Genomic DNA, 24,025 nt, shown 5'->3' on the forward strand with positions numbered 1-24,025 from the left:
ATTTGATCCGCCGAAACTGAATTTAAAATATCCAAAGCCCGGATTAAACCGGTGCTCTGGATATTTTTTTGATAAAACTTAATCCGTAAAATGCATATATTCCATTGAAAACAGAGTAAGACCGGATAAATTTTTACGACCTTTGCTGCTCAATCAATATCATTATTTTCATTATATATTATTATTGTGCCCACAAAAAGCCTTTTAACCACTCCTAAGGAATCCGGATTTACGTTCCCCGCCGAATGGCATCCACACCGAGCTACCTGGCTTACTTTCCCACACAACGAAGCTTCATGGCAGGGCGACCGGCTGGCAAAAATGCGTCCGCAATATCTTGAGTTCATCAAGGCGATCAGTCAGGGTGAAAATGTGGGAATCATTGCCAATGATGAAAATTTGAAAAATTTTATCATTTCTGAACTCGATAATATTCATGTAGATCTGTCCAAAATAGAGTTCATCATTAAACCAACGAATGACGCCTGGTGCCGCGATCATGGTCCGGCATTTGTGATTAATCCGGAAACAAAGCAAAAGCTGATCGTGGATTGGGGACATAATGCATGGGGAGGAAAATATCCGCCGTACGACGACGATAACCGTACACCTCAGGTCGTAGCAGAATATTTAAATTTACCAGTTGTACATCCGGGTATCATCATGGAAGGCGGAGCTGTGGAATTTAACGGAGCAGGTAGTTTACTGACCAGTAAATCGTGTCTTCTGAATATTAACCGTAATCCGCATTTAAACCAAGGTCAGATTGAACAACATCTTTATGATTATTATGGGGTTGAACAGATTCTATGGGTAGAAGAAGGTATTGCGGGTGACGACACAGATGGGCATATTGACGATACAACCAGATTTGTAAATGAAGATACCATTGTAGCATGTGTTGAAGAGGATTCGAGTGACGAAAATTACGCTATCCTGCAAACCAATCTGAAAATGCTTAAAGCCATGCGCTTGTTAAATGGAAAGCAGTTAAATATCATCGAATTACCAATGCCGAAAGCTGTAATTATTGATGGTTTCCGTGCACCGGGCTCCTATGCCAATTTCCTGATTTCCAACGCCGGGGTGATTGTTCCGGTTTTCAACAATCCGAACGATACCATTGCGATTGACATTTTAGAACAAGCATTTCCGGACAGAAAAATAATCCCATTAGAAGCGACAGAAATTATCTGGGGACAGGGAAGTTTCCATTGTCTGAGCCAGCAGGAGCCGTTGGTTTAATTTAACTTTCAAGGCGTTGCAAACGCTAAACCACAAGCACCGCGATTGCAAATCGGAGTGAGCAACTTATTACATAAATTTTCAGCTTAAAAGTGTGCAGGGATTTCTAACCTCTCATGAAATAGTTTTGCCAGTTTTAATGTCAACGGTTTTTTTCGGTTTAGTAATGCAGAAACCTAACTTTTGCTTCCGACCCATTCAACCAGATCTTTACTTTTCAATCCTTTTTCATCCATTTTCAATTTGATTGCTTCAATAGGATCAGGAGAAGGTATTTTATAATAAATATCTTCATATGCTTTAATAATCAATAAAGCAATTTGTAAAATATTTCCCTCCCTGCTATCAGGAGCTGGCACATTGTCAAACTGATTATCAACCCAGTCGAGCATCATTTCATATTCCTCGTCATTTTTTATTGGTTTTAATTCCATAACGTTTTCAGTTATTTAAATTTTATATTTTTCACATCAACCTTATCATATTCAGCGTGAGTTCCAAACCATTTTATCTGAATTGTTTTATATTCAAACACCATTCGAACTATCAGCCTTTAATGATTACCCATAACATTAAATACTACACGGTCGTCTCCCACCAGACTTGCATTGCCATAAACAGACTTTAACTCCTGAAAACTTGTAAACTGAGAATTTGCCATCTCATTATACCATTCCTTCAAAGCATCGGCAGCACGTAGATATAAATTACAATAAGCTAGCAATGTTTTTCGGGCAATAATATTAATCCGCTAACACCGCTTTGCAATCGGTGCGGCCCGCGCAGGGTTCCCATGGCTTCGCGTTTGCAACGCGTTACTCCCCCAACCCTTCCCAATCCCCGGCCTCTTGCAAAAAAACATTATAATCTACAAAGCCTTTAATACCATCGGCCCAGCCTCTTTCACTGTGCTGCCAGAATAAAACCTTTGAATCCAATGTCAGATCGTTGAGATCGGTTCTTGAATAACCGGCCAGCCAAAGCGGATAATCATCAAAATTTCCGGCTATGTATTTCTTGTAAAAATGAGCATTGACGTAAATAATGGGTTTTACACCGTAATGTTTTTCAATCAGAACCAGCCAGTTACGTACGCCTTTTACAATAATTTCATTGGGTCTTCTGGCGTCGGTTTCCAGATCGAGCACGGGTGGCAAATCACCCGCTTCCAGCCGAACCTGGCCAATGAAATTTTCCACCTGTCTGTCGGACATGACTCTTGGATTATAGAAATGATAGGCACCTCGTTTCATTCCAACCCGTTTGGCCTCACTCCAGTTACGCTGAAATTGTCTGTCCAGATGTGTGGCTCCTTCTGTTGCTTTGATATAAACGAAATCAACTCCGGCTTGTTCAGTCCTTGAATTTTTCAGTTTGTCCCAGTTGATTTTAGCATTATGGTGCGAAACATCAATGCCGTGTATGGCGTATTTAAGCGGGAGTTTTATGCCAAATTTGCTTATGAATTCCCATTGGTTTTCGTCCGTACTGTCTTTCCACCATACAATTGTACCGATAAGAATAGCGATTCCGATAACAATTGCCCAGCCTTTTGCCGGTAACGGCTTTAAATAGTTCGGATTTGTTACCTTAGGAGTGTTAAGTATTCTTTTTGCCATAGGATGTAAAAGTACAAAAAGATGATAATTGGCGTTGCTATTAGTTGCATGAACAACGGATTGTTTTATACTTTGCAAAAAAATCAACTATGGAACCAGCATTATTGAACGAAGTCCCTTCACTGGATCTGGCGGACTTTACATCGGGAGATCCGGAGCAAAAGAAAAAATTTGTCGCAGATCTTGGCTCGGCATTTACCAATATAGGTTTTGTTGCTGTTAAAAATCATGGATTAAGTGATGAACTACGTATACGGCTATACGAATCCGTACAGCGCTTTTTTAAACTTCCCGACGAACAAAAGAAAAAATACGAACATCCCGAACTCTTCGGACAAAGAGGATATATTGGAAAGGGGAAGGAAACTGCAAAAGGTTTCAAAGTGGCGGATTTAAAAGAATTTTACCATGTGGGGCAACCCGAACCAGTTGGCACAATGCCGGCTAACGTGTTTCCCGGCGAATTTCCTGAATTCAAAGAATATACACTGGAGGTTTATAAAACATTTGAAAACGCAGGAAAAACATTACTTCGTGCGATCGCCATTTATCTGGAACTACCTGAAGACTATTTTGAAGATAAGGTAAAAAACGGTGATAGTTTGCTTCGTGCTTTACATTATTTCCCAATTCCCAATCCTGAACTTGTGCCTGAGGGAGCTGTAAGGGCGGCTCCTCACGGAGATATCAACCTGATCACGTTGCTAATGGGTGCCAGTGCGGAAGGGTTGGAAGTCTTACGCAGAGATGGAAAATGGATTGCAATTACGGCATTGCCTGATCAGATCGTTGTAAATGTGGGAGATATGCTGGACCGCCTCACCAACCATAAATTGAAATCCACGATTCACCAGGTTGTGAATCCTTCCCGTGAAAAAATGGGTACTTCCCGCTATTCTATTCCATTTTTTATGCATCCGAGGGCGGATATGGATTTGAAATGCCTTGAAAGCTGTATATCTGCTGAATATCCAAAAATGTATGTAGACATGACTGCAGGAGAATTTCTTGATGAACGTCTAAGGGAATTAGGACTGAAAAAATAACCCGACACATTGGCCCATCCTATCCGGCACTTTCGTTATCTTATTTACCTGTTGGACATTCTTTTGCTGTCGTGTACGGCATTTGGAGGTCCACAGGTGCATTTGATGATGATGATAGAACGGCTCGTCAGGAAACGAAAATACATTACTGAAGAAGAATTACTTGAATTACAGGCACTTTGCCAGGTTTTGCCGGGTCCAAGCTCTACACAAACTGTCACTGCCATTGGTTTGAAAATAGGCGGGCAGCCTCTTGCTTACCTGACTCTGCTCGTCTGGTCGATTCCGGCGATGGTGCTCATGACAATGGCGGCGATTGGCATTCATTACCTTAATCAGAATCAAATATCCTTATCCTTTACAAGATTCGTAGGGCCAATGGCTGTGGCATTTTTAATGTACGGAGCTTACGCAATCGCTAGAAAAGTAATTCACGATGCACAATCCTGGTCTTTTTTAATTATTTCAATTATTCTTGCCTACTTATATCCATCGCCTTATATGACGCCAGTACTGATCATTTCAGGTGGAATTGCAGCCTCTCTGAATTTCAGAAAACACGAAAAAATGGAGCGGGGACCTATCAGAATTGCCTGGCGACCCATAATCTTCTGGATTTCTGTACTCATTGCAGCTGCGATTGTCGGTAAAATAACTAATTCATTGCCAGTACGTTTGTTCGAAAACTTTTATCGTAACGGTAGTCTGGTATTTGGCGGAGGGCAAGTACTTATTCCGATTTTATATAACGAATTTGTAGAATTTAAGCATTACCTGACCGAACAGGAATTCCTTTCCGGAATGGCACTCACACAGGTTGTACCCGGACCGGTATTTTCCATTGCCACATTTGTAGGTAGTTTGTCCATGCAGCCTCATGGCATTACCGGACAGATTATCGGCGGTTTCGTATCCACTGCGGGCATATTTCTGCCGGGCACATTCTTCATATTTTTCGCCTATCCGTTTTGGGACCAGTTGAAAAGATATCGTGGAATCCGCGCTTCATTACAGGGAATTCATGCAGCCAGCTGTGGACTGACTATCGCCGCAGCCATATCCATGTTTGAACCCATGGCCAATAACTGGCAGTCTGTTGCAACTGTAATTGGAACCTTACTGATTTTGTCATTCACCAAAGTACCTTCTTATCTGATCATTATTGCAGGTTTGCTTTTAGGCTTGATTATCAGATAAACAATTATTATTTGCCAAAAACTGATTCCTGAATAACTTCACCAATTACATTGTTTTAGTCCTTAGGTTTTCCAAACTTTGGATACTGGTTCTGCATATATCCTTTTTCATGAAAAAATCTATTATAGTCTTCTTATTATTATTTTTCCTGTGTTTTCAATACAGTAAAGCCCAAATAAGTTCATCCCCTGCATTTCTAAACAAAAACCGTCAATGGGTTGATTCTGTTTTTGCTTCGTTGTCTCCCGATGAACGTATTGCACAACTTATTATGGTAGCTGCCGTATCAGATGTAAAGCGCGCAGTGATTGACCCAAAAATCAGCAATCCGGCATTTGTTGAAAAACTCATTCGCGAAAATAAAATAGGCGGTATTGTTTTTTTTCAGGGTGGTCCGGTTCCACAGGCACGTTTGACAAATTATTACCAGTCGATTTCGAAAGTTCCGCTTTTGGTTGCGATGGATGCTGAGTTCGGGCTGGCAATGCGTATCGACAGCACAGTTCGCTATCCTTATCAGATGACATTAGGCGCCATTCAGGGAAACAATGATTTAATTTATGAAATGGGTGCACAACTGGCGAAGCAGGTGCGTCGCCTTGGAATGCATATCAATTTCGCACCGGTCGCAGATGTGAATAACAATCCAAACAATCCTGTGATCAGTTTCCGGTCATTTGGTGAAAATAAATATAAAGTAGCTGACAAAGCGGTTGCTTACATGAAAGGAATGCAGGAAAACGGCTTGCTGACCAGCGCTAAACATTTTCCCGGACACGGTGATACCGGAACAGATTCTCACTTTGATCTCCCACTGATAGCACATGATATGAATAGGATTGATTCTCTGGAATTGTATCCTTTCAAAGCTTTGATAAGCAATGGTATAAGCGGCATGATGATTGCCCACTTGAGTATCCCTGCACTCGATAACACACCAAACCTTCCTTCTACGTTGTCAAAACCGATCGTAACCGGCCTGCTTCGTGACAAGCTTGGTTTTGAAGGCCTTATTTATTCTGATGCCATGAATATGAAAGGTGTTACCAAATATTTCCCTAATGGAAAAGCGGATGCAATGGGCCTGGAAGCAGGAATGGATGTACTGGAATTTACCGAGGATGTTTCCAAAACAATTACTGAGATCAAAAAAAGCATTGCAGAAGGACGTATTTCCCAGGCCGAAATTGATTCCCGCTGTCGCAAAGTACTGGAAGCAAAAGCATGGGCAGGGTTGAATCACTATCAGCCTGTTGATATGAAAAATCTTTATGAAGATTTAAATCCAAAATCAGCGGAACTGATCAACCGGTTGTTGACTGAAAAAGCATTAACTGTTCTCAAAAATGAGAATGATATATTACCGTTAAGAGAACTTGATACACTAAAAATTGCTTCTGTTTCTCTGGGAGCCGACAGCATTACAGTATTCCAAAAAACACTTGGATTATACACAACTGTTGACCATTTCTCAATTCCTGCCAAAGCTACCGAAGCACAAATGGCAGATCTGCGCTCGAAATTGGGGGCTTATAATTTATTATTAGTCGGTGTTCACCTGAGCAGTATTTCTCCGCGTACAAATTATGGTTTGACGGATCCGATGAATGCCCTGTTGCAGGAACTTATTGCAACGAACAAAGCCATAGTTTCCGTGTTTGGAAATCCGTATGCATTAAACAAAATGCAAAAACCGGAAGGAGCCAAAGCATTAATTATGGCTTATCAGCTCACGCCATATACACAGGACCTGTCGGCACAACTGATATTCGGTGCTATTCCAGCACAAGGAAAGCTGCCTGTCACAGTGAACACCTTATTTCCGTATAACGCAGGAATAGAAACACCCGCAATCGGACGGATGAAATACACCATACCTGAGGAAGTAGGCCTGGATTCGAAAGTAATCACATTTAAAATTGATTCTATAGCGAACGTAGCAATTACCCAAAAAGCAACGCCGGGATGTGTTGTACAACTGGCGAAAGACGGGAAAGTATTTTTCAGGAAATCCTATGGAAAACATACTTATGAAAGCAATGAAGTTGTAAAGCTGACTGACCTGTACGACCTGGCTTCTGTTACTAAACTTACAGCTTCCACATTGGCCATATTAAGCTTGTACGATCAGAAGAAATTTGATCTGGATGCAACCATGAAGGATTATTTGCCCGATTTTAAAAATTCAAATAAGGCTGACCTGGAATGGCGTCGCGTGCTTACTCACAGTGCACGATTAAAAGCTTTCATTGTATTGTGGAAAGAAGCACAAAATCCGGATGGTACATGGAAGAAAAAAACTTTCAGTACAAAAAAATCAAAACGTTATCCGACCTCAGTTGTGGGCGATAGTTTGTTCATTTTTAAAAATTACAGCAAGACGATTTTTAAATCAATCAGGGATTCTCCTTTGAATGAGAAGGAAGGTTATGTATACAGCGATTTGTCATTTATTCTATATCCCCAGATTGTACAAAGACTTGCAGGTGAAGATTTTGAAAGTTACCTCAAAAATCATTATTACCACAAACTGGGCGCCAACACATTGACTTTCAATCCGAAAAGATTTTATAAACCGGAAGATATTGTTCCTACCGAACGGGACACATTTTTCCGTATGACACAACTTCACGGTCAGGTTCACGACGAAGCGGCTGCAATGCTGGGCGGATTGAGTGGCCATGCCGGTTTGTTTGGTGATGCGAATGACGTGATGAAAGTATGGCAGATGTATTTACAGCAAGGTTATTATGGCGGCCAGCAATTGATCAGTAAAGACGCGATTTTCGAATTTACACGTTACCAGTATCCTGAAATGGGAAGCCGGCGTGGAATTGGTTTTGACAAACCATCATTCAAATACACAGGCAATGCGCCAAAATATGCGAGTCCGTCCAGTTTCGGACATACCGGATACACGGGAATTATGACCTGGGCTGATCCTGCATGGGGATTAAATTATGTCTTTTTATCAAACAGGGTCTACCCTACCAGGGCCAACAATAAAATTTCTGAACTGAGTATCCGCACTGCAATAATGGACGTGGTATATGAGGCGTTGATGAAATAACTTCCGCAGTTGGCTTTTGGCTGTCAATCCTGATTTATTAGTCTTTAAATTATTCTTTGAAGACCTATTATTTTGCTCAAATTTTACTCTGAAAATGAAAATACTTCTTATAATTTCAATTCTTTTTTTAACAAAAAATACATTCGCTCAATTTATTACTCCTTCTCCTGAAAGAATCACTAAACACATTAATTACCTTGGTTCTGACAAAATGAAGGGCCGTGGAACCGGAAGTAAGGAAAATGCGAAAGCTGCCGGATATGTTGCCAGGCAATTTAAAAAGATGAAACTTAAGCCGCTCGGAACTGACGGTTATTACCAGCCTTTTACAGCAAAAATAAGGCGCGTAATAGTAGAGGACAGTCTACCGGAAACAAAAAATGTGATTGGCTTTCTCGACAATGGTGCCGTTAATACAATTATAATCGGAGCACATTTTGACCATTTGGGAATGGGATTGCAGGGAAGCTCGAAAGCAGAAAAACCCGAAGGGCAAATTCATAACGGAGCCGACGACAATGCATCTGGTGTAGCCGGACTGCTTGAAATGGCTAAATATTTCTCAGAAAATAATATAAAGGAGACTAATAATTTTCTGTTTATAGCCTTTGGCGCCGAGGAATTAGGGTTACAGGGATCACGTTATTTTGTCGATAATCCGACAGTACCGCTCGAAAAAATAAATTTTATGGCTAATATGGATATGATTGGCCGATATGACCCAAAACGTGGTGTGGGAATTGGCGGATATGGTACGAGTGAACAATGGCCTGGAATTTTTAAAAATATAACAACTGACACCAAGTTTTTTACAGATAATGCTGGAAGTGGCGGATCAGATCATGGTTCTTTTTATGCTAAAAAAATCCCTGTCCTGTTTTTTCATACCGGCGGCCATGATGATTATCACAAGCCAACTGATGATCCTGACAAAGTAAATACAATTGCTGAATCCGGGATTCTCCTGATTGAAATACAATTAATTGAAAATGCATTAAAACTTCCTAAATTGAAGTTCCAGGAAGTGAAAAATTAAATCTATCAGTGGTTAACAAATAAGAACCGGATAATTACTTTCCATTTTATTCGGTACAAGATTTTAGGGAAGTTACTTCCCATATATATTATCGTCCAGAGATTATAATTTTCGCATTTCAAACGCCGGTCTAATCCACATTCCGGAACTGAATTGCATATTCCAAATTTGTAAAAAACGCCTAAAATTTAAATAGTTTGTACGGATTCATTGCTCCCGCATTCGCTTATAGTCAGCCTTACGTATCACCCGAGGATCTTTATGGAACCTTGTTTCATGATGTTCAGCAGGCGCACATTTTTAAAGACTCAAAAACTTTTGCGGATTGCATTCCGTTGGAGGACCCAATCCTGATCATTGAAAAATACCACCATGAAAAGGATGGTACGGATTTTAGTTTAATAGATTTCATTAACCTCCATTTCAGACAGGCAGGTGAAATAAAATCAGAATTTAAAACAGATATTACGGGTACTACCGAAGAACATATACGCAGTTTATGGACGGTACTGACACGCCAGCCCGAAAACCAGGAACGCGGCGGGTCACTTATACCATTGCCGTTTCCATATGTAGTTCCGGGAGGGCGTTTCAGGGAAATTTATTACTGGGACAGTTATTTTACTATGCTCGGGCTTAAAGAATCTGGAAGAACGGACCTGATCGAAAGTATGATCAATAATTTTGCATATCTGATTGACACACTTGGCTATATTCCCACCGCAAACCGTACATATTATTTAACCCGTTCCCAGCCGCCTTTCTTTTCGCTGATGGTTGGGTTATTCAGCGAGATGGAAGGAAAAAAGGTTTTCAAAAAATATCTTCCACAATTACAGCAGGAATATAATTATTGGATGGACGCAGGAAATGCTCCGCATGAACCATTTACAGCGCACCGCAGGGTTGTTTTTATGCCATCGGGTGCTGTACTTAACCGTTATTGGGACGACAAAGCAACTCCGCGTCCTGAATCTTATGGCGAGGATCTTGAAATTGCCGGCGAAGCAGAAGAAAAGTACCGTTCAGTAAAAGAGGAAACTTACCGTCATTTGAGGGCAGCAGCAGAATCCGGCTGGGATTTTAGCAGCAGATGGTTTAAAGATGAAGATGATTTTTCATCCATACATACAACGGATATTCTGCCGGTTGATCTGAACTGCCTGATGTATAATCTGGAAAAGACGCTGGCCGAAGCTTATTTTCTGAACGAACAGCATGATATGCATCAGGAATATCAGGAAAAGGCAAGGTTACGGTTTGAAGCGATTCAAACTTATTTCTGGGATGATCTGCGTAATTTTTACATGGATTATGATTTTACCAAAAAGAAATGCACCAATTCCATTACACTTGCCGGAACATTTCCTTTATTCTTTAAAATCGCTACAAAACAACAATCTCATTATATCCGGGGATACATACGTCTGAACTTTTTAAGATCCGGAGGACTCCTCACAACACTCGTAAGGTCAGGCCAGCAATGGGATGCACCCAACGGATGGGCACCGCTGCAATGGATAACTTATAAAGGTTTAAGAAATTATAACTTTCACAGAACGGCTAATGAGTTAAGTGCTGAATGGCTGACATTGATTGAAAAAGAATTCAAACATTCTGGAAGAATGCTCGAAAAATACAATGTATCGGACACAAACCTGATTGCCGGCGGAGGCGAATATGAAATCCAGGAAGGTTTTGGATGGACAAATGGTGTATATCTGCGTATGAAAAATAAAAAAAGATAATAGCTAACATCTCAACAAGTGCGGTTTTACTTCATCCATATAATTATCTTGAAAATTTCCAGACTGATCTTCATTTAATAGAAATTTTTTTTAATACCTTGGGGTAAATTAACACCCATTGACCATCTTCATGAAATTACCTATATACCAAATTGACGCGTTTACCGATCGCCTTTTTTGTGGGAATCCAGCTGCTGTAGTTCCTCTAAACGAATGGCTATCGGATGAGGTAATGCTGAATATTGCAGCCGAAAATAATTTAGCTGAAACTGCTTTTTTTGTTCCAACCGAAGCTGGATTTCATATCCGGTGGTTTACTCCTACAATTGAAGTAGATCTTTGCGGACACGCCACATTGGCTTCGGCTTATGTTATTTTCAAAATACACGATTATAAAGAAGACATTATTCGTTTTGATTCTCGTAGCGGTGAACTTACCGTAACACTTAACGAAGACTGGCTGACACTTAACTTCCCGGTAGATCATTATCATATTGCAGTTCCGCCACCTGCACTGGCAGAAAGTTTTAATGCGATGACAATGGAGGAAGTATATAAAGGAAAATCTGATTACCTGGTTGTTCTGGGTTCGGAAGAGGAAGTAAAAAACATGGATTTTGATATCATTGTTCTTTCTACCATTCCTGCTCGCGGCATTATTGTTACAGCTCAGGGAGATGATGTGGATTTTGTATCACGCTTTTTTGCTCCACAATCCGGGGTAGACGAAGATCCTGTAACAGGTTCTGCCCACACGACACTCATTCCATATTGGGCTGATAGATTAGCAAAAACAACCATGACTGCTAAACAAATTTCCAAACGCGGCGGTTACCTCAAATGCGAGCTGGATGGTGACCGTGTTAAAATCGGGGGACAAGCCAGATTATATCTGCGGGGAGAAATCGAGGTGGAAACTTATTAATTAAAATTTCCTTAAGCTTCCTGAATAAAAAAGAAATGATCCCGCTATCTTCTGGCGAGATCATTTTTTTATGGTTTTTCTTGAATTTTTACTTTCCTACGTATTTCTTTCTTTGCCCTGCATATAACCCTGCAATTACCAAAACAGTACCGATGACTGTATAAACCGTAACGGGTTCATCCAATAACCACCAGGCAAAGAAAAAACCAAAAAGCGGACAAAGAAAGAGCCATAGTGATGCTTTTACAGTATCAATCCGTAAAAGATAAAACCAGCATATCAATCCGACAATTGATACGGCAAGGCTCAGCCACAAGACTGATCCCCAAAACTGGGTATCCCAGTGTGTATTAGAAAAATTTCCAAAAAACAGTGTTACAGGTAATAAAAAGATTCCCCCCAAAAATACCTGCCAGCCATTGATCAGCAGATTTGGTAATTTCCATTGAACAGTAGCATAATAAACACTGGCAGCGGATACTGCCAGCATACTTACCAACAATAATATTACACCAGTAAGTGTTGTAAAACTGTTTTGCAGGAGCGGATATGTCGCTATGGCAATTCCGGTCATTCCCAAAATAATACCAAACCATTCTTCCTTTTTTGGACTGCGTTTTAGCCACCATGAGGAAAGTAAAACGATCATAAGCGGATTGATAGAAACAGCCAGACTGCCGATTCCCGCCGCAGTAAATTTCATCGCATACACGTATAGCCCTAAATAAAGCGTTGTATTGAGAAATCCGAACAAAGCAAGCTGAAAAAATTCCTTTTTGTCAGGCAAACGATAGGATGGATCTCTTGTAAAAACATAAGAAAAACCTAACAACAACCCTCCGGCAATAAAAAAGCGGACATTTGCCAATATTAAAGGAGGAGCAGATTGAACACCGAATTTGGTTGCGACCGAAGCAGAAGCCCACAAAATGGAGAAGAGAAGACCAATACCAATGTTTTTCACACTAAAATTAAATTTTATTTCAAAAATACAGGAAGCATACCGGCTTCAGCCTTCACTTTTCATATTTTTGAAAATGATTTGTAAAAAAAGTACAAAATGGATCTGTTTATTTCTAATCCTGGGAATATATTATCCTTCTTTTAGCCAAAGCCAATGGACCTACGATTTCAATAATGGCCTGAATCCTCTTGAAAGTGCAGGTCCGGCTTTAAAGAAACTGGGTAAACCGGGGCAATTTGTAAAAGAAAAAATCCTGAATACCGAAGATCTTTTCAGAACGGTTTACCAATTTGAAAATAATAGCGGATTACAGTTTGATAATGTTGTGGCTAAGGGATTCCTGAATAAATCATTTAGCATTGAAATTTATTTTAAAATGGATTCGCTCAATAGCTGGAAGCGTATCCTTGATTTCAAAAATCGCAAAAGCGATTATGGAAGTTATATTTATGATGGTAAACTCAATTTCTACGATTTTGCTATCAGTGAAAAAGCACCTGTAAAAGCCAATCAATATGTTCATTATGTGTATTCACGGGACTTTCAGACAAAAACCATAAAAATGTATATCAATGGCTTGTCCAAGGTCGAATTTACCGATCCGGGAACGGAAGGCGTGTTGGATACAGACCAGGTTCTTAATTTTTTCCAGGACGATCTGGTTGCAAATCATGAAGCAAGCGCAGGATCTGTTGCATTAATTCGTGTGTATGACCGTGTAATGACACCGGTTTTTATTCGGAGGAGTTATCAGACACTTAGCAAATCGGTCAGGATTCCGGAAGTGGAAGAAAAAATAGTTAAAGAGGAAATAAAACCGGAGCCCGTAAATATCCCAAAAAGGGATCCTAATCTGGTAAGTGTAACCGGGAAGGTTTTTGATGGAAGAAATCTTGGCATGATAGAAGATGTGAATGTATCAGTGAGAAAAGCAAAAGACGATTCGCTGGTAGCACGTGTTAAAACGATCAACGGTGCGTACCAGGTGCAGCTTCCACCCTTTCAGTCCTATAAAATATCGGTGGATGCACCCGGATTTCAAACGAAAACTTTGGCCGTTAATATTTCTAATAAAAAAGAAGAAATCAAATCCCTTTTCAGTCTTTCACCCGAAAGATATGACAGGCCAATTGCTACACTTTTATTTACCCAGAGCCTCGAAGTATTAGAAAATGAAGCAAAGACCAGACTGGATTCCATTGCAGCCTATTTTCAAACTCGAAAAGACCTCAAAATTATGTTGAAAGGGCATACGGATAATATCGGGGATTTTGATAAAAATATCATTTTGTCAGGCCAGCGTGTGCAGACGGTAAAAGATTACCTGAATTCAAAAGGGATAACCAATGATCGTATTGAAGGTGTTGGTTACGGATCAACCAGGCCGAATTACAAAAACCAATCGGAAGAACAAAAAAAACTAAACCGAAGAGTAGAAGTTTGGGCTGAGCCTATAAAAAGATAAAGCCATCCCATTGAGACGGCTTTATACTGACTATTCCTAAACCCTTAACCTTTTCTTATTTTTAATGCTTTGTATTAAAGGACAATAAACGAATTCAATATTTTAACAACCAAAACTCCGGTCTATTTCCTGAAATTATATCTAAATCAAAATCTACAATACTCTTTAATTTCATTTGCCATTCTGGTCACATTAAATGTAGGTGAGAAATTAATCTGTTCTAATAATTTAATTAAACCTTAGACGGCGTTTAATTCTATAAAGTCACAACCTCTTCAATAATACTGCATTTTTTTAATGAACATATTCAGGATAATTTTTACCTATATACGAAGTAAGTTTTACTTCAGTTCAATTAAAAAATTCTTTTTTTCTATCTGAATTAGAATATTATTGTTTCCGTTGTAACTATACTGTAACACAGACAGTAATAATAATATCTATTGTTTTACAAAGATATAATATTTCCGAATGTTTTCATGGTTTTATTCAATTTTTATTTCAAACTACCAATGCGTAAATATCTTAAAAAATTTTAATATCTCAATCAATACTAAATATCACTAACAGAATATTATATCGTATAAAGTGCTAAATATTGGGAATAATTAGACCTTTAAACATGCAAACTCAAAATAAATCCAATTATAATTTTGCAAAACCGATTTTACACCATACAAACCATGTCTTGAAATATTTATATTATATTAAAAAAGTACAATCATTGATTATAATTATTCATTGTCGCTTGTATTCCCAAAGTACAAAAAGACACAACCATATCGTCCGCCCTGTCTAAAAAGATTGGCAATTCAATCATTTCATCTTTTGAAAATGGTTTCAAAACGTAATCTATTTGCCTGCCTCGTGGAAAATCATTACCAATTCCAAAGCGTAAGCGAGCATATTCGGATGTTCCCAAAATTTCTTCGATATTTTTCAGGCCATTATGCCCGCCATGACTTCCTTTTGGTTTTATCCTTAATGTTCCAAACGGAAGCTGAAGCTCATCAACAACTACAAGCAGATTTTCAGTTGATACTTTAAATTGATCCATATAATAGCGGATTGCTTTTCCGCTCAAATTCATAAAGGTTGTCGGTTTAATAAAATAAAACTGTCGCCCCTTGTATTTCCACTCTGCAACAAATGCCAGTTTTTCAAACGAAAATGTAAAATCATGTTGTGCTGCCAACCTGTCTAAAACCATAAATCCGGCATTGTGCCTGGTGAATGCATACTCAGGGCCAATATTTCCTAATCCGGCAATCAAATATTTCATGTAATAATTAAATCTTGTTGATAATGTTATGATAAAGGGAGTCATTCAAATTTGTTACAAAAACTCAGCCAGCACCAATTTAATAAATGTATTGCGTATAAAAATTTTTGATTTCATAATTGTCAGGTTAATTTAGGCTAAAATTCAGGCAAATTTCATGATACCCCAAAAACGATTAATATTAAGCAGTCCCTTTTAGAAATCATGACCAGCCGGTTATGTCAGCAACTTATTGAGAATCATCAGGATTTTTCTAATTCGGTGGTAATGGGTTTGCAACCAAGAGGAATATATTTTGCCGAACGAATTATTTCAGAACTTCGCAGGATAACCGAAAAAGATATTCCCTTCGGTTATCTGGATGCTACTTTTTACCGTGATGATTTCCGGCGCCGCGACTCTCCTTTGATGCCTAACAAAACGAATATCCCCTTTTTAATTGAAGGTAAGCGGGTAATTCTGATAGATGATGTCCTGGCAAGCGGACGTATGGTCCGTGCAGCACTGGACGCCATGACCGCTTTCGGACGCCCAAAAATGGTAGAATTACTGGTATTAATTGATCGTCGTTACAATCGTGAATTACCTATTGAGCCTGATTATGTAGGTATGAAAGTCAGCACCCTGGAAAGCCAGCGTGTGCAGGTTGAATGGAAAGAACAAGGCTTTGATGCCGATCATATCTGGATGGTAGACTGAAAATGAGTTTAGAGTTTGGGAGTTCAAAGTTTAGAGTTGAAAACTATTTTTACTTTAAACTTTGAACTCAACATCTATCGGGGCCTGGCTGCCTCTTCGGGATTTGCAGTTTTGCCAATACTTTCGGTTTTGTATGTAAGCTTGTCTATATAGAAAACTTCCCTGCCCTGACCAACGGATGAAACACCAAGGCGCTGCATTCCATAGGCCAGAAAATACTGGCCATACCAGGGAGATAGATAATTGTCCTCATTATTCAGGACCTTCTCCCGTTCTGATTTTGGCGTTATTTTAAACTTCTCAGTTTCTACAACAACCTTGTTCCGGCTAATTACTTCTGTATGAATTTCGCCTTCCTGAGGATAGGCCAAAACGAAATAATCATCAACACGGGTTACCTGCACCATTTCCTGTAGATCAAAACTGGTCAGATCTTTAATCGTGATACAATTGTCCCAGATAAATTTCCCGTTTCTGTCAAAGCTGCATACAATAGCATGCGTATAGCGGTATCCCTCCATGGATCGTGACATATATGGCCGCGTCAGACCTCCGGAAATAATCGGGCTGGAAGCTTTCTGATTTGGATAATATACTTCTGCTACGAGTACAATTTCATCCTCCGTCTGTATCAGTTCGTGAACTAAAAGCCGGTAACGAAACCTGTTTTCCTTACCCATACTTTTACGCTTGCCAATACGTTCCAGCATTCGCTCGCGGCGTTTGGGCTTCATGTAGTTGAAAAAATTCTGCAATTCGGAAAATTCTATAAATTCTGGCTTATCAGGTTCATTATCGGTAATATGTGTTACATATAAGCCTTGGGAATATTGGGTACAACCCACGGAATAATTACCAATCAGATAAGAATCGTCAGGATTTAACGGCACTATCTGTCCTGAGATAAAACTATTACGCGGATCGCTCAGCGTTGTTCTTTTAAGTAATTTTCCGTCGTAGTTATATGTTTTTATCTCAAAGACGCAATTTTTCTTTCTGTAAGCATAAGTGATCACATTAATATATCCGTCCCGTTCATTAATATCAACATTGTTAAGTTCTGTATTTTTTTCGTAAAGCCCGGGAAGTACGCGGGTCGTATGGTCAAAAAACGAATGTACGAGCACAACCGGACGTGACCGGTAATAGCCTGAAATCAATGCCTTGCTGCCCAGAACTTTAAATTGCTGCACATCTACCCCTGAAAGAAGATTAGCCTTGTGAACATCAATAGAACCATCGTTAAGGTTAAGCTGTAAAAACAGGAAACGGTCTGTATCCGGCTCGGCGAACAGCCAGTATCCGGTATGCTCACCTTTGTGGGCCATTACAGGAATATATCTGTTGTCCAGTTTGTAAGATATTTTCCAAACAACTTTCATGGTGGTATCGTACTTTACAAACTGCCATTCCTCATTTCGGTTAAAAACTTCATCTCCCCTGATCACTGACAAAAGCCCTTGTTCGCCAAGACTAAACACCTCAAACTGCTCCGTAGAGGATGAACTGGTTGGGATTTCAAGCCTGTCCGACTGCTCTAATTGTGCGTACACCCGGCCGGAACAAACGATGCCAAAAATTGGTATCAGACAGATGTGAATATGAAATAGAAATCGCTTATTCATAACTTCTTTATTCGGGGTGTAAGTCGGTTCAATATTTACCCTAATTTTGCATCAAAAAGGATAACAATATCATTAATATTAAAAATATTTTTATTCAAATAAAAAATTAGAGGAATCTATTTGAATTTCAGAAAGTACTTCAGGTTTATTTTAAAATAATTTTCATGACGATTGAAGCGATACTAAAAGAAGACATACAAAAAGCTATCCTGCAAAATTTCGATATAGCTACTGACGAGGTCATACTTCAGCCCACAAAAAAGGAATTTGAAGGATTTTATACCTTCGTTACTTTTTCTCTTACAAAAACAACCAGGCGTTCCCCAGCCGAAATCGGACAGCTTGTCGGTGCCTATCTTGAAGAAAATTCTTCCATTGTATCCAAATGCAACGTGGTTCAGGGATTCCTCAATATCAGTTTAAAGGATAGCACCTGGATGCATTTATTTGAAGGTATTTTCTCAGATCCTGATTTCGGCATTTCACCTGCAAACGGTCAGTCGGTCATGGTTGAATTTTCATCACCAAATACCAATAAACCGCTTCATCTAGGCCATTTAAGAAACAATTTTCTAGGCGATTCTTTAGCAAAAATTCTTAAAGCAAGTGGTTACGATGTTGTAAAAGCTTGCCTGGTAAATGACCGTGGAATCCACATTTGCAAGTCTATGCTGGCTTACAGGGAATTGGGAGATGGCGAAACGCCTGAGTCGTCCGGATTAAAAGGAGATCATTTGGCTGGAAAATATTATGTTTTATTCGACAAAGAATATAAAAACCAGATCCGCACACTCGTTGAAGAAGGAATGACTGAGGAATTAGCTGCAAAAAAGCACCCTGGATTTTGGAAGCGCAGCAACTCCTATTGCTCTGGGAAAATGGAGATCCTGAAACAGTAGCCCTTTGGCAAAAAATGAATGGCTGGGTTTATGCAGGTTTCAACCAGACCTATAATAAGATTGGTGTTTCTTTTGATAAAACGTATTACGAATCTCAGACTTATTTGCTGGGAAAAGACATTATTGAAGAAGGATTACAAAAAAACGTTTTCTTTAAAAAAGAAGATAATTCTGTTTGGATTGATCTTACCGAAGAAGGACTTGATGAAAAACTGGTATTGCGTGGTGACGGGACTTCGGTTTATATCACCCAGGACATAGGCACTACTGAACTTAAATATGGCGATTTTCACAGCAATCGTTATTTATGGGTAGTAGGAAACGAACAGGATTATCATTTCAAGGTTTTATTCGCTATTCTGAAAAAGACTGGGACGTCCATATGCATCTGAATGTCATCATATCAGCTACGGAATGGTTGATCTGCCTTCGGGAAAAATGAAGTCCCGTGAGGGAACAGTTGTAGATGCCGACGAGCTGGTTCAGCAAATGATACAGACAGCGGCTGACAGAACACAGGAACTGGGAAAAATAGATGATTTTGAAAGCGATGAAGCTATAAAACTTTATGATCAGCTGGCTTTAGGTGCACTAAAATACTTTTTACTAAAAGTAGACCCAAAAAAACGAATGCTTTTTAATCCGGAAGAATCTATTGATTTCCAAGGACATACAGGGCCATTTATCCAATATACCTACGCACGTATCCGTTCGATTATTCGTAAAGCTGAACAGGCAGGTATTGTGACAGAGCTACCAAATGAAAGTTATCAGCTGCATCAGGTGGAACGCGAACTGATATATTCTTTATCACTTTATCCTTCCCGGATTGCAACAGCTGCAAATGATTTTACACCCTATATTATTTCACTTTATGCATATGAGCTGGCGAAGGTTTATAACCAGTTTTATTCAGAAGTTTCCATTTTTGCCGACCCTGATCCGGAAGCCGTGAAATTCAGGGTTGCATTATCCAAAATTGTATCTGAAACGATTCATAAAGCTTTGTCGTTATTGGGAATAGAAGTGCCCGAGAGGATGTAATCGAGGATTAAACAAAATTTCAAAACCTATTTAAACATAACCTTTTAACCAAAAATCAATTACTCTTATGGATCTTTTAAAGACGGTATTTATTATGATTACTTCTCTGATAACGGGAATTTTTGCTGATAAGAGTGATATGGCAAAAAAACCTGTTGATGCCATTGTTGCAAAACAAACGTTGTATGATTTTAAAGTAAAATCCTTGGTTGGTGATAAAACTGTGGATTTAAGCAAATACAAAGGAAAAAAGTTGTTATCCTGAATGTTGCTTCTAAATGCGGATACACCAAACAATACGCTGACTGGGAAAAATTCAACAAAGAACATGGGGACAAAGTAGTAGTATTAGGATTCCCTGCTAACAATTTTGGAGGACAGGAACCAGGTACAAGTGAAGAAATTGCAACATTCTGCTCAAAAACTTACGGTGTTTCATTTCCTATGTTTGAAAAAGTTTCCGTATTGGGTGATGACCAGGCTCCTATTTACAAATGGCTTACAACCAAAGAATTAAACGGGTGGAACGATAAAGTGCCAACCTGGAATTTCTGTAAGTATGTTGTAAATGAAAAAGGCGAACTGACTAATTTTTTCGCTTCTAAAATATTGCCAACCGACCCTGAATTTTTGAAAGCTGTTGGAATATAATTTCTGGAAATATTATCAATACTAAATCTTAACACAGCATTACAGCATTTGATCAATGCGGATATGCTGTGTTTTGCATTTTATACATCATTTGAATTCTAACAAGCATTTATATTAACGATGAAATCCTGGATTGAAGCAGCACGGCCACGAACTCTGCCACTGGCATTATCCTGTATCTTAATGGGCAGTTTTCTGGCAGCCTCAACCGGCACATTTAGCTGGACAGTTGCTGCATTAAGTGTAATTACAACAATACTTTTACAGGTATTGTCCAACTTTGCCAACGATTATGGTGACGCTGTCAACGGCAAAGATACAGAGCTTCGGGAAGGGCCGATCAGAGCAGTACATTCCGGCGCTATTCCGGCTTCTGCTATGCTGAAAGCGATCATTGCATTTTCAATATTGGCCTTAATTTCAGGAATATCACTGTTAACAATAGCTTTGCAGGATGCTCCGGCAAATACTTTCTGGGTCTTTCTGGGAATTGGAATTTCGTGCATTATTGCGGCTATTACATATACAGCTGGTAAAAGGCCATACGGCTATGTAGGCCTCGGCGACCTGTCAGTACTAATTTTCTTTGGTTGGGTTGGTGTTATTGGGAGCAGCTACCTGCATACATTAGTATGGAACTGGGATTTAATACTCCCTGCCACCAGCTGTGGACTTTTTGCTGTGGGTGTATTAAATATCAATAATATCCGTGACATAGAATCGGATAAAGCAACCGGTAAAAATTCAATCCCGGTCAGACTTGGCCGTGAGAAAGCAATTTTATATCACTGGACTATTTTGATTGTTGGAATGCTTTGCGTTCTCGTTTACACGTTACAGCATTTTTCAGGATATACCAGTCTGCTTTTTCTGCTGAGTTTCCCTTTATTTATTAGAAATGGCCTTGCAATTTCCAGACTAAAAAAAGCAAGCGAACTGGATCCGTATCTGAAACAAATGGCCTTGTCTACCTTGCTGTTTGTGATCTTGTTCGGATTAGGGATTGTTTTGTAGGAACTGTAATTAAACTACGGCATTAGAGCTACCAGGCGGTTATCTAAGTCGTTGTTTTATCCGTGGCACGGCCGATCTATCAGGCTCATGCCGGCTTCGCAAATCAGCCGTGCTATGCATAAGCAACCATCTTCTTTATTATTTATTTATAAATAATTTGTCTATTTCAAAAATGGCTTAATTGCTGCTCCCAAAATCGAATAACCTTTCGCATTCGGATGCAGGCCGTCTGAAAAAAGCGCTTCATCAATTTCCCCATCTTTTTGTAAAAATACACTTCCCGGATTTATAAAGCGCACATCGCTTGCTCCGGTTAATTGTGCCAGTTTGGTATTCAGCCCGGCAACTCTTACTTCCTGATTTTTTCTAGGATAAATTCCCATCATCAGGATTTCTGCCTGCGGCTGGCGAAATTTCATGGAACTGATCAACAGCTGCCATCCTTCAACAATCTCATCATCCGTGTTATGTTCAAGGTTGTTTGTACCAATGTTAACAAAAATTTGTCTGGCATTAAATCCATCCAGTTCTCCATGGTAGATTCTCCATAATACATTTTCAATCCTGTCCCAGCCGTAGCCCATATTTGTTACACCCGTTTTACCAAAGGTTTCATTCCAGGAATTTTCTCCGGTTGCGCGTGGCCCTTTTGGCAAACCACCCCAAAAATGAGTGATTGAATTTCCTATCAAAATAGTTTTTGGAGGAGTCTGTTTATTTAACTCTAAAATCTCTTTGTGCCTCGCTTCCCAATCGTAATTAGCCAGTTCCCGCATTTGTGTACGGGGAATTGTAGTCACGATTTCACCGGCAGGTTCATGTAAAATTTTGCGGATATGCTTTTCATATCCATCAGCATAACGCATCATTCCCAGATCTGTCGGATGCGTCCCGTCTACCATCGTCTCAATATCCTGCCCAAAGTCTTCTTTTGGAATGATGTAAATTTCCTGTATCCCCTCCGATTTTAGCTGCGCAAACGCTTCACGCAAAATCTGATTTACTTCCTGATAATATTGACGGTTTACCTTATTGATATCTTCGTCGGTATAACCGGCATGCTCAGCCATTGCAATAGGAACTCCTGGCCGTTTTTTTCTTATTGTTCTGACTCCGTCCAAAATTCGCTTTCTCACTTCTTCTGCGGGAACACTCGTTTTAGAATCCGGCCTGATCGTCAAATTTGGCAGACAATCCAGGATATACATTTTTGCGTCAATTTCGGCTACCAGATCAATCATTTCCTTCTCCATCTTTCCATTTCCTGAGAAGCCAAGATTAATAAAAGGACGATCTAACTTTCGTCCCAGTATTGCTGTCCAGGCCATACCCGGCCGCGAGGCACAGGCACCCTGCATGATAGACGTCCCATAAGCAACAATTGGTTTGTCCGGACGAACTGCCAGAGGAGTGAATGTAGCACCTTCCTGAACCCCTATTTCCAGCCATTTTACATTGTTGTACAATGGCAGGAATAAGCGGTATTCACGGCCTAATTTATGATAATTGTCATTAGGTTCAATATTTTTAAAATCGTAAGCAATAGTATCTGCGAAAGCATATTTGCCTGCACACCAACGCCAGTCGCCATCACTTGAAACTGCATACAAATCCACACCACTTACACCAGTGGCAGGCATATGAGGCAAAGCTTGTTTTCCTCCTACTGTATAACGAATTTTGAATTCAGCTGCGTTGGATCGGAACCGTATCATCAATCCGGCCGATTGCCTGGATAATCCCCAAACTTGTTCCGTGGCTACTTTTTCCGCACGTGCAGGTAAGCGATCATATGGGTTGTTGAGTTCTTTTGGCCACGCCTGCCCTTCTAAAACCGGAAATACTGCTGTTGCTGGGTTCCACCACGTGAAGTTAGAAGATTGGGAAAAGGATAAATGGCAGAAAAAAAATAATAGAAATAATAATGCAGAAATTTTAATTTTCATAAAGCAAAAAGGACACAGATGTATAGCTACAAAAGTGTCCTTTTAAATCGTTTTTACTATGGAAAGTGCAATTATTTTATAATCACTCCGTCGGCTATAAAAGTTAATTCCTGCTTTGGCTCGGTGATTTTAGCAATTTCCTCTTTACTTTTTCCCGCATCCTGCGCATAATGCTGCAAGTGTTCTACCGGCACTGTTTTCTTTTGTGCTTCCCCTTCAAATACAACTGTTTTGCCGGCAATGTCTTTTGGCACAAAAAATGCATAATCTTTAAACATCACACGCATTGTTTCACCATCAGCCATTTTCACCTTCATCCAGCAACCTTTTACCTGGCACACAGATTCCACAGTGCCTGTTACTTTTGCCTGCATGGCTTCTTCATTTCCCATTTTTTCGGGAAGAGCACTTGCCTCAATGGCTTTTTTATCATCTATTTTTTTACCAAAACTATCTGCATTTTGTGCCTGTGCAGTATATACAGATAAAAATACGAATAGAAATATAATGAGCTTTTTCATGTTTTTGATTGATTAAGTCCCTTACGTAA

The 24,025-nt window shown here is 39.6% G+C and carries 16 protein-coding genes and 4 pseudogenes; 12 read left to right on the forward strand and 8 right to left on the reverse strand.

Going from position 1 to position 24,025, the window contains the following annotated elements; all coding sequences use genetic code 11:
- Window positions 1-186: 186 nt before the first annotated feature.
- On the forward strand, window positions 187-1,245 hold the full coding sequence (locus KZC02_RS09565; protein WP_221393896.1) for an agmatine/peptidylarginine deiminase: 1,059 nt from the start codon (window positions 187-189) through the stop codon (window positions 1,243-1,245).
- A gap of 176 nt (window positions 1,246-1,421) precedes the next feature.
- Here the strand turns inward: KZC02_RS09565 and KZC02_RS09570 are convergent, their stop codons facing one another.
- The 3 genes and pseudogenes from KZC02_RS09570 to KZC02_RS09580 all read right to left on the reverse strand — a co-directional run bounded on the left by KZC02_RS09570 (window position 1,422) and on the right by KZC02_RS09580 (window position 2,864).
- Window positions 1,422-1,679, reverse strand: a complete 258-nt coding sequence (locus KZC02_RS09570; protein ID WP_229254121.1) for a type II toxin-antitoxin system HigA family antitoxin — start codon at window positions 1,677-1,679, stop codon at window positions 1,422-1,424.
- An 11-nt stretch (window positions 1,680-1,690) separates the two neighbouring features.
- Window positions 1,691-1,969 (reverse strand): annotated as a pseudogene (locus tag KZC02_RS09575) (type II toxin-antitoxin system HigB family toxin).
- Window positions 1,970-2,060: 91 nt separating this feature from the next.
- The gene (locus KZC02_RS09580) at window positions 2,061-2,864 is read right to left on the reverse strand and encodes a glycoside hydrolase family 25 protein (protein ID WP_221393897.1); all 804 of its coding nucleotides are present in this window, start codon (window positions 2,862-2,864) and stop codon (window positions 2,061-2,063) included.
- Window positions 2,865-2,953: 89 nt separating this feature from the next.
- Between KZC02_RS09580 and KZC02_RS09585 the strand changes: the two genes are divergently transcribed.
- The 6 genes from KZC02_RS09585 to KZC02_RS09610 all read left to right on the forward strand — a co-directional run bounded on the left by KZC02_RS09585 (window position 2,954) and on the right by KZC02_RS09610 (window position 11,886).
- The gene (locus KZC02_RS09585) at window positions 2,954-3,910 is read left to right on the forward strand and encodes an isopenicillin N synthase family oxygenase (protein ID WP_221393898.1); all 957 of its coding nucleotides are present in this window, start codon (window positions 2,954-2,956) and stop codon (window positions 3,908-3,910) included.
- A 9-nt stretch (window positions 3,911-3,919) separates the two neighbouring features.
- Window positions 3,920-5,107, forward strand: a complete 1,188-nt coding sequence (gene chrA / locus KZC02_RS09590) for a chromate efflux transporter (RefSeq protein ID WP_221393899.1) — start codon at window positions 3,920-3,922, stop codon at window positions 5,105-5,107.
- A gap of 109 nt (window positions 5,108-5,216) precedes the next feature.
- Window positions 5,217-8,177, forward strand: a complete 2,961-nt coding sequence (locus tag KZC02_RS09595; protein WP_221393900.1) for a glycoside hydrolase family 3 N-terminal domain-containing protein — start codon at window positions 5,217-5,219, stop codon at window positions 8,175-8,177.
- Between the two features lie 94 nt (window positions 8,178-8,271).
- Window positions 8,272-9,213 carry a M20/M25/M40 family metallo-hydrolase gene (locus KZC02_RS09600; RefSeq protein WP_221393901.1) on the forward strand — a complete coding sequence of 314 codons (942 nt, stop codon included), beginning with the start codon at window positions 8,272-8,274 and terminating at the stop codon, window positions 9,211-9,213.
- A gap of 197 nt (window positions 9,214-9,410) precedes the next feature.
- On the forward strand, window positions 9,411-10,961 hold the full coding sequence (treA, locus tag KZC02_RS09605) for an alpha,alpha-trehalase TreA (protein ID WP_221393902.1): 1,551 nt from the start codon (window positions 9,411-9,413) through the stop codon (window positions 10,959-10,961).
- A 130-nt stretch (window positions 10,962-11,091) separates the two neighbouring features.
- Window positions 11,092-11,886 (forward strand): PhzF family phenazine biosynthesis protein, encoded by a 795-nt coding sequence (locus KZC02_RS09610; protein ID WP_221393903.1) that lies wholly within the window; start codon window positions 11,092-11,094, stop codon window positions 11,884-11,886.
- 88 nt (window positions 11,887-11,974) lie between these two features.
- Here KZC02_RS09610 and KZC02_RS09615 read toward each other — a convergent pair whose 3' ends face one another.
- The gene (locus KZC02_RS09615; protein WP_221393904.1) at window positions 11,975-12,850 is read right to left on the reverse strand and encodes a DMT family transporter; all 876 of its coding nucleotides are present in this window, start codon (window positions 12,848-12,850) and stop codon (window positions 11,975-11,977) included.
- A gap of 73 nt (window positions 12,851-12,923) precedes the next feature.
- On the opposite strand from KZC02_RS09615, the gene KZC02_RS09620 reads away from it, so the two are divergent.
- A complete protein-coding gene (locus KZC02_RS09620) occupies window positions 12,924-14,315 on the forward strand; it encodes an OmpA family protein (protein WP_221393905.1) in 1,392 nt (463 codons plus the stop codon).
- Between the two features lie 721 nt (window positions 14,316-15,036).
- On the opposite strand, the gene pth is transcribed toward KZC02_RS09620, so the two are convergent.
- The gene (pth, locus tag KZC02_RS09625; protein WP_221393906.1) at window positions 15,037-15,597 is read right to left on the reverse strand and encodes an aminoacyl-tRNA hydrolase; all 561 of its coding nucleotides are present in this window, start codon (window positions 15,595-15,597) and stop codon (window positions 15,037-15,039) included.
- 160 nt (window positions 15,598-15,757) lie between these two features.
- On the opposite strand from pth, the pseudogene pyrR reads away from it, so the two are divergent.
- Window positions 15,758-16,296 (forward strand): annotated as a pseudogene (gene pyrR, locus KZC02_RS09630) (bifunctional pyr operon transcriptional regulator/uracil phosphoribosyltransferase PyrR).
- 74 nt (window positions 16,297-16,370) lie between these two features.
- Here the strand turns inward: pyrR and KZC02_RS09635 are convergent.
- Window positions 16,371-17,921 carry a hypothetical protein gene (locus KZC02_RS09635; protein WP_229254123.1) on the reverse strand — a complete coding sequence of 517 codons (1,551 nt, stop codon included), beginning with the start codon at window positions 17,919-17,921 and terminating at the stop codon, window positions 16,371-16,373.
- A gap of 164 nt (window positions 17,922-18,085) precedes the next feature.
- Between KZC02_RS09635 and argS the strand changes: the two are divergent.
- The 3 genes and pseudogenes from argS (at window position 18,086) to KZC02_RS09650 (ending at window position 21,529) form a co-directional block, all read left to right on the forward strand.
- Window positions 18,086-19,864, forward strand: a pseudogene (gene argS, locus KZC02_RS09640) (arginine--tRNA ligase).
- A 67-nt stretch (window positions 19,865-19,931) separates the two neighbouring features.
- Window positions 19,932-20,515: pseudogene (locus tag KZC02_RS09645) on the forward strand (glutathione peroxidase).
- Between the two features lie 120 nt (window positions 20,516-20,635).
- A complete protein-coding gene (locus KZC02_RS09650) occupies window positions 20,636-21,529 on the forward strand; it encodes a 1,4-dihydroxy-2-naphthoate polyprenyltransferase (RefSeq protein WP_221393907.1) in 894 nt (297 codons plus the stop codon).
- A gap of 161 nt (window positions 21,530-21,690) precedes the next feature.
- Here the strand turns inward: KZC02_RS09650 and KZC02_RS09655 are convergent, their stop codons facing one another.
- Both KZC02_RS09655 and KZC02_RS09660 read right to left on the reverse strand, forming a co-directional pair.
- Window positions 21,691-23,475, reverse strand: a complete 1,785-nt coding sequence (locus KZC02_RS09655) for an SGNH/GDSL hydrolase family protein (RefSeq protein WP_221393908.1) — start codon at window positions 23,473-23,475, stop codon at window positions 21,691-21,693.
- Window positions 23,476-23,546: 71 nt separating this feature from the next.
- Window positions 23,547-23,996: a DUF4920 domain-containing protein gene (locus tag KZC02_RS09660; RefSeq protein WP_221393909.1), complete on the reverse strand. Its 450-nt coding sequence runs from the start codon at window positions 23,994-23,996 to the stop codon at window positions 23,547-23,549.
- Window positions 23,997-24,025 lie beyond the last annotated feature (29 nt).

The sequence above is a fragment of the Dyadobacter sp. NIV53 genome, assembly GCF_019711195.1.
In the GTDB taxonomy this organism is placed as follows: Bacteria; Bacteroidota; Bacteroidia; order Cytophagales; family Spirosomataceae; genus Dyadobacter.

Excerpts from the sequence above, each read along its gene's own strand:
- KZC02_RS09570 (WP_229254121.1), bottom strand. The coding sequence starts at position 1,679 with ATGGAATTAAAACCAATAAAAAATGACGAGGAATATGAAATGATGCTC.
- KZC02_RS09580 (WP_221393897.1), bottom strand. The coding sequence starts at position 2,864 with ATGGCAAAAAGAATACTTAACACTCCTAAGGTAACAAATCCGAACTAT.
- KZC02_RS09585 (WP_221393898.1), top strand. The coding sequence starts at position 2,954 with ATGGAACCAGCATTATTGAACGAAGTCCCTTCACTGGATCTGGCGGAC.
- KZC02_RS09595 (WP_221393900.1), top strand. The coding sequence starts at position 5,217 with ATGAAAAAATCTATTATAGTCTTCTTATTATTATTTTTCCTGTGTTTT.
- KZC02_RS09600 (WP_221393901.1), top strand. The coding sequence starts at position 8,272 with ATGAAAATACTTCTTATAATTTCAATTCTTTTTTTAACAAAAAATACA.
- KZC02_RS09610 (WP_221393903.1), top strand. The coding sequence starts at position 11,092 with ATGAAATTACCTATATACCAAATTGACGCGTTTACCGATCGCCTTTTT.
- KZC02_RS09620 (WP_221393905.1), top strand. The coding sequence starts at position 12,924 with ATGATTTGTAAAAAAAGTACAAAATGGATCTGTTTATTTCTAATCCTG.
- pth (WP_221393906.1), bottom strand. The coding sequence starts at position 15,597 with ATGAAATATTTGATTGCCGGATTAGGAAATATTGGCCCTGAGTATGCA.
- KZC02_RS09635 (WP_229254123.1), bottom strand. The coding sequence starts at position 17,921 with ATGAATAAGCGATTTCTATTTCATATTCACATCTGTCTGATACCAATT.
- KZC02_RS09650 (WP_221393907.1), top strand. The coding sequence starts at position 20,636 with ATGAAATCCTGGATTGAAGCAGCACGGCCACGAACTCTGCCACTGGCA.
- KZC02_RS09655 (WP_221393908.1), bottom strand. The coding sequence starts at position 23,475 with ATGAAAATTAAAATTTCTGCATTATTATTTCTATTATTTTTTTTCTGC.
- KZC02_RS09660 (WP_221393909.1), bottom strand. The coding sequence starts at position 23,996 with ATGAAAAAGCTCATTATATTTCTATTCGTATTTTTATCTGTATATACT.